Genomic DNA, 9144 nt, shown 5'->3' with positions numbered 1-9144 from the left:
GGCTGCACACCTACAATCACCACCGCGGACACACCGCGCTGAAGGGCCAACCACCCGCCAGCCGCGTCCCCAACCTCTCAGGGCAATACACCTAGTGCACGCCCAGCCAGTTCTCGATCGGGTCGAGGGCGAAGAAGACGACGAACACCGCCGTCAGGCCCCACATGAACGCGCCGATCTCCCGCGCCCGGCCCTGGGCGAGCTTGATGGCGACGTACGAGACGACTCCGGCCGCGACACCCGCGGTGATGGAGTACGTGAACGGCATGATCACGACGCTCAGGAAGACGGGGATCGCGGTGGCGCGGTCGGACCAGTCGACGTGCCGGGCGTTGGTCATCATCATGGCGCCGATGACCACCAGGGCGGCCGCCGCGACCTCGCCGGGGACGATCGCCGTCAGCGGGGTGAAGAACAGGCAGGCGGCGAACATCAATCCGGTGACGACGGAGGACAGTCCGGTACGGGCGCCCTCGCCGACCCCGGTCGCCGACTCGACGAACACCGTCTGGCCGGAGCCACCCGCCACACCGCCGATCGCGCCGCCCGCCCCGTCGATGAACAACGCCTTGGACAGGCCGGGCATCCGGCCCTTGTCGTCGGCGAGGCCCGCCTCCGTGCCCACGCCGATGATGGTGGCCATCGCGTCGAAGAACCCGGCGAGGACGAGGGTGAAGACGATCATGCCGACCGTCATCGCGCCGACGTCGCCCCAGCCGCCCAACTCGACGTGCCCGAACAGCGAGAAGTCCGGCATCGAGACCGCGCTGCCGTGCAACTCCGGTGCGCCGCCCGCCCATTGCTTCGGGTCGATGGCACCGAGGGCGTTGAGGACGACGGCGAGGACGGTACCGCCGACGATGCCGAGCAGGATCGCGCCGGGGACACCGCGGGCCTGGAGCATGAAGATCGCGAGGAGGGTGGCCGCGAAGAGCAGGACGGGCCAGCCGGCGAGTTCACCGGCGGGGCCGAGGGTGACGGGGGTGGCCTTCCCCTGGTGCACGAAGCCGGCCTTGTAGAAGCCGATCAGGGCGACGAACAGGCCGATGCCCATGGTGATCGCGTGTTTCAGGGCCAGCGGGATCGCGTTCATGATCATCTCACGGAGGCCGGTGACGACCAGCAGCATGATGATCACGCCGTACATGACACACATGCCCATCGCCTGCGGCCAGGTCATCTGCGGGGCGACCTGCGAGGCGATGACACCCGAGACGGACAGGCCGGCGGCGAGGGCGAGCGGCACCCGGCCGACGAAGCCCATGAGGAGGGTGCTGACGGCCGCCGCGAAGGCGGTCGCCGTGATCAGGGCCTTCTGGCCGAGGGTGGCGCCCGCGGCGTCCGGGCCGGACAGGATGAGCGGGTTGAGCAGGAGGATGTACGCCATCGCCATGAAGGTGGTGACGCCGCCGCGGACCTCCCGGGCGACGGAGGAGCCTCGGGCGGTGATGTGGAAGTACCGGTCGAGTGAGGACCCGCCGACGGGGAGGCGGGGTTCCGCGGCCGTGTCGTCCGCTGCGGTGTCGGCCTTCGACTGGAGGGACTGCTGGGTCATATGGGCCTGCTCCCAAGGTTCACAGGGGCACCCGGACAGCGGAGTTGCGGTCACGGGATTTGGGAAGGCGCCCGACCCGGGGGACGGCCCGAAACGAACGGGTACCTGCGGTGCTGGAACGGGGCCGGGTGGCTGTGGGTCGATCGCTCACCCGGCGGTTGGGGTGCTGTGGCGTAGGGCTCGGTCGGTTCGGTGCGTTCGGCGACCGCGGGTGGGTGGGGGCTGGTCGCGCAGTTCCCCGCGCCCCTCAAGGGCCTGCGGCCCTTGAAAGCGCCGGGCGCGACCCATGCCGCCCAAGGGGCGCGGGGAACTGAGCGACCAGCCCCCGCTTCCCCGCAGTCGCCGACGGACCGCACCCACCGAACTCTTCAGCGGCTCAACGGAGTTAGGCCGTGCCCGTCAGGTGTTCCGGGCGTACCGGCGTGCGGTTCAGCTCCAGTCCCGTCGCCGCCCGGATCGCCGCGAGGACGGCCGGGGTGGAGGACAGGGTGGGGGCCTCGCCGATGCCGCGCAGCCCGTACGGCGCGTGGTCGTCGGCGAGTTCGAGCACGTCGACGGGGATGGTCGGCGTGTCGAGGATCGTGGGGATGAGGTAGTCCGTGAAGGACGGGTTGCGGACCTTCGCCGTCCTCGGGTCGACGATGATCTCCTCCATGACGGCGATGCCCAGGCCCTGCGTGGTGCCGCCCTGGATCTGGCCGAGCACGGAGAGCGGGTTGAGGGCCTTGCCGACGTCCTGCGCGCAGGCCAGTTCGACGACCTTGACCATGCCCAGCTCGGTGTCGACCTCGACGACGGCGCGGTGCGCGGCGAAGGAGTACTGGACGTGGCCGAAACCCTGCCCGGTGCGCGGGTGGAAGGGTTCGGTCGGCCGGTGCCGCCACTGCTCCTCGACCTCGACGGCTTCGTCGCCGAGGACGTCCACGAGGTCGGCGAGGACCTCGCCGGCGTCGGTGACGACCTTGCCGCTCTCCAGCAGGAGTTCGGCGGTGGCCCACGCGGGGTGGTACGTGCCGAACTTGCGGCGGCCCAGCTCCAGGACCTTCTCCCGGACCAGTTCGCAGGCGTTCTTCACGGCGCCGCCGGTGACGTAGGTCTGGCGGGACGCGGACGTCGAACCGGCCGAACCGACCTGAGTGTCCGCCGGGTTGATGGTGACCTGGGTGACGCCCAGCTCGGTGCGGGCGATCTGCGCGTGGACGGTGATGCCGCCCTGGCCGACCTCCGCCATGGCGGTGTGGACCGTCGCCACGGGTTCGCCGCCGACGACCTCCATCCGCACCCGGGCGGTGGAGTAGTCGTCGAAGCCCTCGGAGAAGCCGACGTTCTTGATGCCGACGGCGTAGCCGACGCCGCGGACGACGCCCTCGCCGTGGGTGGTGTTGGACAGGCCGCCCGGCAGCTCCCGTACGTCCGCCGCCTCGCCGGCCGCCAGCCACTGCCGCTCGGGGGGCATGGGCATCGCCTTGACGCGGCGCAGGAGTTCGGCGACCGGGGCCGGGGAGTCGACGACCTGCCCGGTCGGCAGGGCGGTGCCCTGGGACATGGCGTTGAGCCGGCGGAACTCCACCGGGTCCATGCCGAGTTTCGCGGCCAGCTTGTCCATCTGGGCCTCGTACGCGAAGCACGCCTGGACCGCCCCGAAGCCGCGCATCGCGCCGCAGGGCGGGTTGTTGGTGTAGAGGGCGACGGCCTCGATGTCGACGTCGTCGATGACGTACGGGCCCGCGCCGAGGGAGGAGGCGTTGCCGACGACGGCCGGGGAGGCGGAGGCGTAGGCGCCGCCGTCGAGGACGATGCGGGCCTTGAGGTGGGTGAGCTTGCCGTCCTTGGTGGCCCCGTGCTCGTAGTGGAGCTTCGCGGGGTGGCGGTGGACGTGGCCGAAGAACGACTCGAAGCGGTTGTAGACGATCTTGACGGGCTTGCCGGTGCGCAGGGCCAGCAGGCAGGCGTGGATCTGCATCGACAGGTCCTCGCGCCCGCCGAAGGCGCCGCCGACCCCGGCCAGCGTCATGCGGACCTTGTCCTCGGGCAGGCCGAGCACGGGGGCGATCTGGCGCAGGTCGGAGTGGAGCCACTGGGTGGCGATGTAGAGGTCGACACCGCCGTCCTCGGCGGGGACGGCGAGCCCGGACTCGGGGCCGAGGAACGCCTGGTCCTGCATGCCGAAGACGTACTCGCCCTCGACGATGACGTCCGCGCGCTCGCGGGCCTTCGCGACGTCGCCGCGGACGATGGGCTGGCGGTGGACGATGTTGGGGTGGGGGACGTGCCCGATGTGGTGGTCGGTGCGGTTCTCGTGGACGAGGATCGCGTCCGACGCGGTCGCGGACGCCTCGTCGGTGATGACGGGCAGTTCGCGGTACTCGACCCTGATCTTGGCGGCGGCGCGGCGCGCGGTCTCCGGGTGGTCGGCGGCGACGATCGCGACGGGCTCGCCGTGGTGGCGGACCTTGCCGTGGGCGAGGACCGGGGTGTCCTGGATCTCCAGGCCGTAGTTCCTCACGTCGGTCGGCAGGTCGTCGTACGTCATCACGGCGTACACACCGGGGGTGGCGAGGGCCTCGCCGGTGTCGATGGAGACGATCTCGGCGTGGGCGACCGTGGAGCGCAGGATCTGGCCCCAGAGCATGTCCTCGTGCCACATGTCGGAGGAGTAGGCGAACTCTCCGGTGACCTTGAGGGTGCCGTCGGGGCGGAGGGTGGACTCGCCGATGCCGCCCTTGGTGCGGGAGCCCTGGGTGATGTTGGTGGGCAGGCCGGTGGTTCCCATGATCAGACCCCTTCGGACTGCCGGGCGGCCGCGAGGCGGACTGCGTCCATGATCTTCTCGTAGCCGGTGCAGCGGCACAGGTTGCCCGACAGGGCCTCGCGGATGTCCGCGTCGGTCGGGTTGGGGTGGCGCTCCAGCATCTCGTCGGCGGCGACGAGCAGTCCGGGGGTGCAGAAGCCGCACTGGACGGCGCCGGCGTCGATGAACGCCTGCTGGATCGGAGCGAGTTCGGTGCCCTCGCCGGTCTGGGAGTCGGTGCCGCGGGCGGCCCAGCGCCGGGCCTCGTCGAGCGGGGTCCCGGCCGCGGCGTCCGCGGTGCCGCACGCGCCGGAGGCGCAACCGCCGTGCTCGGCACGCTGCTTGGCAAAGTCGGCGAGGCCCTCGACGGTGACGACGTCGCGGCCCTCCACCTGCCCGGCGGCGACCAGGCACGCGCACACCGGCACGCCGTCCAGGCGGACGGTGCACGAGCCGCACTCGCCCTGTTCGCAGGCGTTCTTGGAGCCGGGGAGCCCCAGGCGTTCCCTGAGGACGTACAGCAGGGACTCGCCCTCCCACACGTCGTCGGCCTCCTGCGGACGTCCGTTGACCGTGAAATTGACGCGCATCAGGCGGCTCCCTCCGTGCGGGCGGCGTTGCCGCGGTACGACTCCCAGGTCCACATGAGCGTGCGGCGGGCCATGACGCCGACCGCGTGCCGGCGGTAGCTCGCGGTGCCCCGGACGTCGTCGATCGGGTTGCAGGCGGCGGAGCACAGCTCGGCGAACTGCTGGGCGACCGACGGGGTGATGATCTTCCCGTTGTCCCAGAAGCCGCCCTCGTCGAGCGCCGCGTTCAGGAACTCCTCGGCGACCTTGGCCCGGACGGGGGTCGGCGCGGCCGAGCCGATGCCCGTGCGGACGGTGCGGGTCGCGGGGTGCAGGGCCAGCCCGAAGGCGCACACGGCGATGACCATGGCGTTGCGGGTGCCGACCTTCGAGTACTGCTGCGGCCCGTCGGCCTTGGCGATGTGGACGGCGCGGATCAGCTCGTCGGGGGCGAGCGCGTTGCGCTTGACGCCGGTGTAGAAGTCGTCGATCGGGATGAGCCGGGATCCCCGTACGGACTCGACCTCGACCCGGGCACCCGCCGCGAGGAGGGCCGGGTGGGCGTCGCCGGCCGGGGAGGCGGTGCCGAGGTTGCCGCCGACGCCGCCGCGGTTGCGGATCTGCGGGGAGGCCACCGTGTGCGAGGCCAGGGCGAGGCCGGGCAGCTCGGGGCGGAGGTGCTCCATGATCCGGGTGTAGGGGACGGAGGCGCCCAGGCGAACCGTCTCCTCGCCGACCTCCCACTCGTAGAGGTCGCCGACGCGGTTCAGGTCCAGCAGGTACTCGGGCCGACGGTGGTCGAAGTTGATCTCGACCATCACGTCGGTGCCGCCGGCGATCGGCACAGCGGTGGGGTGCTCGGCCTTCGCGGCGAGCGCCTCCTCCCAGCTGGCGGGGCGAAGGAAGTCCATCTGACCGGCTCTCTTCTTCGTCTCTGTCGTCTCGGAGTGGTTCCGTTCGAGCCAGATCGTGTGCGGCGGGCCCGGCTCGTTCATGTGCTGTTCATGGGGGATCGACGCCAGTACACAGCGCCCTCCTCCGCCCCGGTCAGTCACGGAAAACATGAAGGAGTTGCCTGGCCAGGGGGCGCGTCTTGTAGATTCGTATGAACGGAGGCCATCAGCAACCTCCTCGTTCCGCTCCGGAAACACGCAGCACACACCCGGGGCCGGGCGGGTCGGTTTTCGAAAGTCCCAGGCCACGCCGACAGGCGTGCCCCGGTCTCCGGTAACCACCCTCCTCCGGAAGACACCGGGGCGCTCCCCGAGCGAACCGACCACAGATTTCTAGACAAGAACGGCGGCGACGAGAATGCGCCTGCGCGCACTGCTGGACACCGACGCGCTGGGTCTGCGGCTGCTCGGCGGCGAGGACGAGCTGGACCGCACCGTACGCGGTGTGATGACCACCGATCTGCGGGACCCCAGCCGCTACCTCTCCGGTGGCGAGCTGGTGCTCACCGGGCTCGCCTGGCGCCGCGACGCCACCGACTCCGAGTCCTTCGTACGGATCCTCGTCGGCGCCGGTGTCACCGCCCTGGCCGCCGGCGAGGCCGAGCTGGGCGACGTGCCCGAGGACCTCGTCGTGGCCTGCGCCCGGCACCGGCTGCCGCTGCTCGCGGTGAACGAGTCGGTGGCCTTCGCGACGATCACCGAGCACGTCGTGCGTCAGGTGTCCGGCGAGCGCGCCGGTGACCTGGCGGCCGTGGTGGACCGCCACCGCCGGATGATGACCTCCGGCCCGGCGGGCGGCGGCCCGGACGTCGTCCTCGACCTGCTCGGCTCCGACCTGGACCTGCGGGCCTGGGTCCTCTCCCCCGCCGGCCGCCTCATCGCGGGCCCCAAGGTCGCGGGGCCGCCCCTGCCGGCCGAGCTGTGCGCCCGGCTGGCCGGCGAACACCTGGCGGCGACGCGCACGGGGCGGCGCGGGCCCCATCGGGTGGGCATCGGTACGACCACGTACTCGCTGTTCCCCATCGGCGGCACCGGCCGCTCCCCGGACGCCGCCGCCCTCGACGTGCGCGAGACGGTGCTGTCGGACTGGCTGCTCGCGGTCGAGGCCGACGCCGGGGACTGGCCGGCCGAGCGGCTGGACCTGCTGTACGGCGTCACCCAGCTGATCGCCGTCGAGCGGGACCGCCGCGACGCGGCCCGCACGGTACGGCGACGGCTCGCCCAGGAGGTCCTGGAGCTGGTGCAGGCGGGTTCGGCCCCGGCCGAGATCGCGGCCCGGCTGCGGGTCGCCGCGCCGGTGCTCCTGCCCGGTCTCGGAACGGCCCCGCACTGGCAGGTCGTCGTGGCGCGGGTCGAGTGGGAGGAGCCCGGCCCCGCGGCCGAGAACAGCGGCGCGCGGCGGGTGGAAGGGATCGACGGGGGGCCGGTGGCGCAGGCGCTGCTGGAGGAGATCCTCGTGGACCCGCTGGCGACCGGCCCCGAGCACTCCGACCGGATCGCGGTCGCCCACACGGGTGACGAGGCCATCGCGCTCGTCCCGCTGCCCGCCGTCTCCGCGGAGCACGAGGGCTCCGAGGCCGGCCTCCACGCCGACGCCCTGCTCGCGGCCGTACGGGACCCGCTGTCGGCCGGCCTCGACGACGACGGGCGGCTCACCCTCGGCGTCAGCGCGGCCGTGCACTCGGCGGAGGGGCTGCGGGGCGCCCTGGAGGAGGCCCGGCACGCCCGCCGGGTGGCGGCGGCCCGCCCCGGCCGGGTCTGCGCGGCCGGCCACCAGGAGCTGGCCTCGCACGTCCTGCTGCTGCCGTTCGTCCCCGACGACGTCCGCCGCGCCTTCACGGCCCGCCTCCTGGACCCGCTGCGGGAGTACGACCGCCGCCACCGCGCCGAGCTGATCCCCACGCTGGAGGCGTTCCTGGACTGCGACGGCTCCTGGACCCGCTGCGCCGCCCGCCTCCACCTGCACGTCAACACCCTGCGCTACCGGGTGGGCCGTATCGAGCAGTTGACGAGCCGGGACCTGTCCCGTCTGGAGGACAAGCTGGACTTCTTCCTGGCGCTGCGGATGAGTTAGCGCCCACGGCAGGCGAGTTGGGCCGGGGGCCCCTGCGCCCCGGGGGGTGGTGGACGAAGATCGAAGTGCGCCCTCCGCACCCCATGACTTTGTGAATTCTTTCACCCACCCTCTTGGCCAGCCCGCCCATTCGTGCTGAGATGCGGCCACCAACTCAAGGCTCAACGGTGTGCTCGGGGAGGGCAACGTGGCGCATACCGCCATGTCTGGTAACGGAACGACCGCCGGCGACGATCCACTCCAGACCGCGGTATGGCGCCTGCGTTCACGAGCGTGCTGGGTCGACGCGGCCGCCCTGATCGAACCCGTCACCCCGCAGGCCGCGCTCCAGCGCACCGCGCTGCTCGTCGAGCGCTGCCTCTACACCGAGCAGGGCTGGGAGGAGGCCGAGGACGCGCTGCGCACGGCCGAGGCGCAGGCCCAGACCGACGAGGAGCGGGGCGCGGCGGCCTGTGAGCGCGGCCAGTTGGCGTACGCGGCCACCCTGCTCGGCATCCGCGACCGCTCGGACGAGGCGCGCGCCGCGCTGGGTCGGGCCGCCGCCCTGATCGACCCGGGAGCGCCGGGCCGGGCGCTGCTCGACTTCCGCCGGGGCCTCATCGCCGAGAACCTCGCGCACGCCCCGCAGGCCGCCCGCGCCGCCTACCGCCGCGCCCACGCCGGCGCCGCCGCGCACGACAATCTGCTGCTGCAGTCCTTCACCTGGCGTCATCTGGCGGGACTCGCCCTGCGGGAGGGCGAGCTGGCGGAGGCGCGGCACGGCTTCGCCGAGTCCCTGCGCATCCGCGAGGAGTTGGGCTACCTCGTCGGTACGGCCCCCGCGCTCGCGTCCCTCGCCGACACCGAACCGGAACCGGAGGCATCCCGCCTCCGCGAGGAGGCCCGCCGCCTCTTCCGCCTCCTGGGCGGCGTCCCGACCTGGCTCTCCCGCCAACTGGCCCCTCCGGCGGCCACGGCGTGAGGGGCCGCGTGCCGTGACACCGGACGGCGCCATGTCTTCAGGCGCGCGGGGAACCGCGCGACCTCAGTGTGCCGGTGGCGCTCGGGAGAGGGTCGAAACCAGCCACACACCACGGCCACCCGGCGAACCACCCGCACCCCTACACGGCTAGGCCCTGTCGTCACATTCCCGCCGTCGCCCGAAGGGCGGCCCCGCGGCGTCAGGTGCGTGCTCTCGGCGTGCCGGGCCCTGACCCGTGTAC

At 72.5% G+C, this 9144-nt stretch carries 6 protein-coding genes; 2 read left to right on the top strand and 4 right to left on the bottom strand.

The genetic code is table 11. The features are described from left to right. Nucleotides 1-91: 91 nt before the first annotated feature. The 4 genes from ACZ4Z2_RS37095 to ACZ4Z2_RS37080 all read right to left on the bottom strand — a co-directional run bounded on the left by ACZ4Z2_RS37095 (nucleotide 92) and on the right by ACZ4Z2_RS37080 (nucleotide 5826). Complete coding sequence (locus ACZ4Z2_RS37095; protein ID WP_468082158.1) at nucleotides 92-1555, bottom strand: NCS2 family permease; 1464 nt, start codon at nucleotides 1553-1555, stop codon at nucleotides 92-94. Between the two features lie 385 nt (nucleotides 1556-1940). Next, nucleotides 1941-4328, bottom strand: a complete 2388-nt coding sequence (locus tag ACZ4Z2_RS37090) for a xanthine dehydrogenase family protein molybdopterin-binding subunit (RefSeq protein WP_468082156.1) — start codon at nucleotides 4326-4328, stop codon at nucleotides 1941-1943. A gap of 2 nt (nucleotides 4329-4330) precedes the next feature. Continuing rightward, nucleotides 4331-4936, bottom strand: a complete 606-nt coding sequence (locus ACZ4Z2_RS37085) for a (2Fe-2S)-binding protein (protein WP_468082154.1) — start codon at nucleotides 4934-4936, stop codon at nucleotides 4331-4333. Beyond that, nucleotides 4936-5826, bottom strand: coding sequence for an FAD binding domain-containing protein (locus ACZ4Z2_RS37080; protein ID WP_468082160.1), 891 nt, complete (start codon nucleotides 5824-5826; stop codon nucleotides 4936-4938). Before ACZ4Z2_RS37080 ends, ACZ4Z2_RS37085 begins: the two co-directional genes overlap by 1 nt. A 400-nt stretch (nucleotides 5827-6226) precedes the next feature. Here ACZ4Z2_RS37080 and ACZ4Z2_RS37075 point away from each other — a divergent pair, with 400 nt between their 5' ends. Both ACZ4Z2_RS37075 and ACZ4Z2_RS37070 read left to right on the top strand, forming a co-directional pair. Beyond that, entirely contained in the window at nucleotides 6227-7942 is a 1716-nt protein-coding gene (locus tag ACZ4Z2_RS37075) for a PucR family transcriptional regulator (protein WP_468082152.1), read from the top strand. A 187-nt stretch (nucleotides 7943-8129) separates the two neighbouring features. Further along, complete coding sequence (locus ACZ4Z2_RS37070; RefSeq protein ID WP_468082150.1) at nucleotides 8130-8903, top strand: hypothetical protein; 774 nt, start codon at nucleotides 8130-8132, stop codon at nucleotides 8901-8903. Nucleotides 8904-9144 lie beyond the last annotated feature (241 nt).

It is taken from the genome of Streptomyces sp. NPDC030183 (assembly GCF_055573455.1).
The sequence above is the reverse complement of the archived record's forward strand: the minus strand, read 5'-3'. Positions and strand labels throughout refer to the sequence as shown.

Excerpts from the sequence above, each read along its gene's own strand:
- ACZ4Z2_RS37095 (WP_468082158.1), bottom strand. The coding sequence starts at position 1,555 with ATGACCCAGCAGTCCCTCCAGTCGAAGGCCGACACCGCAGCGGACGAC.
- ACZ4Z2_RS37090 (WP_468082156.1), bottom strand. The coding sequence starts at position 4,328 with ATGGGAACCACCGGCCTGCCCACCAACATCACCCAGGGCTCCCGCACC.
- ACZ4Z2_RS37085 (WP_468082154.1), bottom strand. The coding sequence starts at position 4,936 with ATGCGCGTCAATTTCACGGTCAACGGACGTCCGCAGGAGGCCGACGAC.
- ACZ4Z2_RS37080 (WP_468082160.1), bottom strand. The coding sequence starts at position 5,826 with ATGGACTTCCTTCGCCCCGCCAGCTGGGAGGAGGCGCTCGCCGCGAAG.
- ACZ4Z2_RS37075 (WP_468082152.1), top strand. The coding sequence starts at position 6,227 with ATGCGCCTGCGCGCACTGCTGGACACCGACGCGCTGGGTCTGCGGCTG.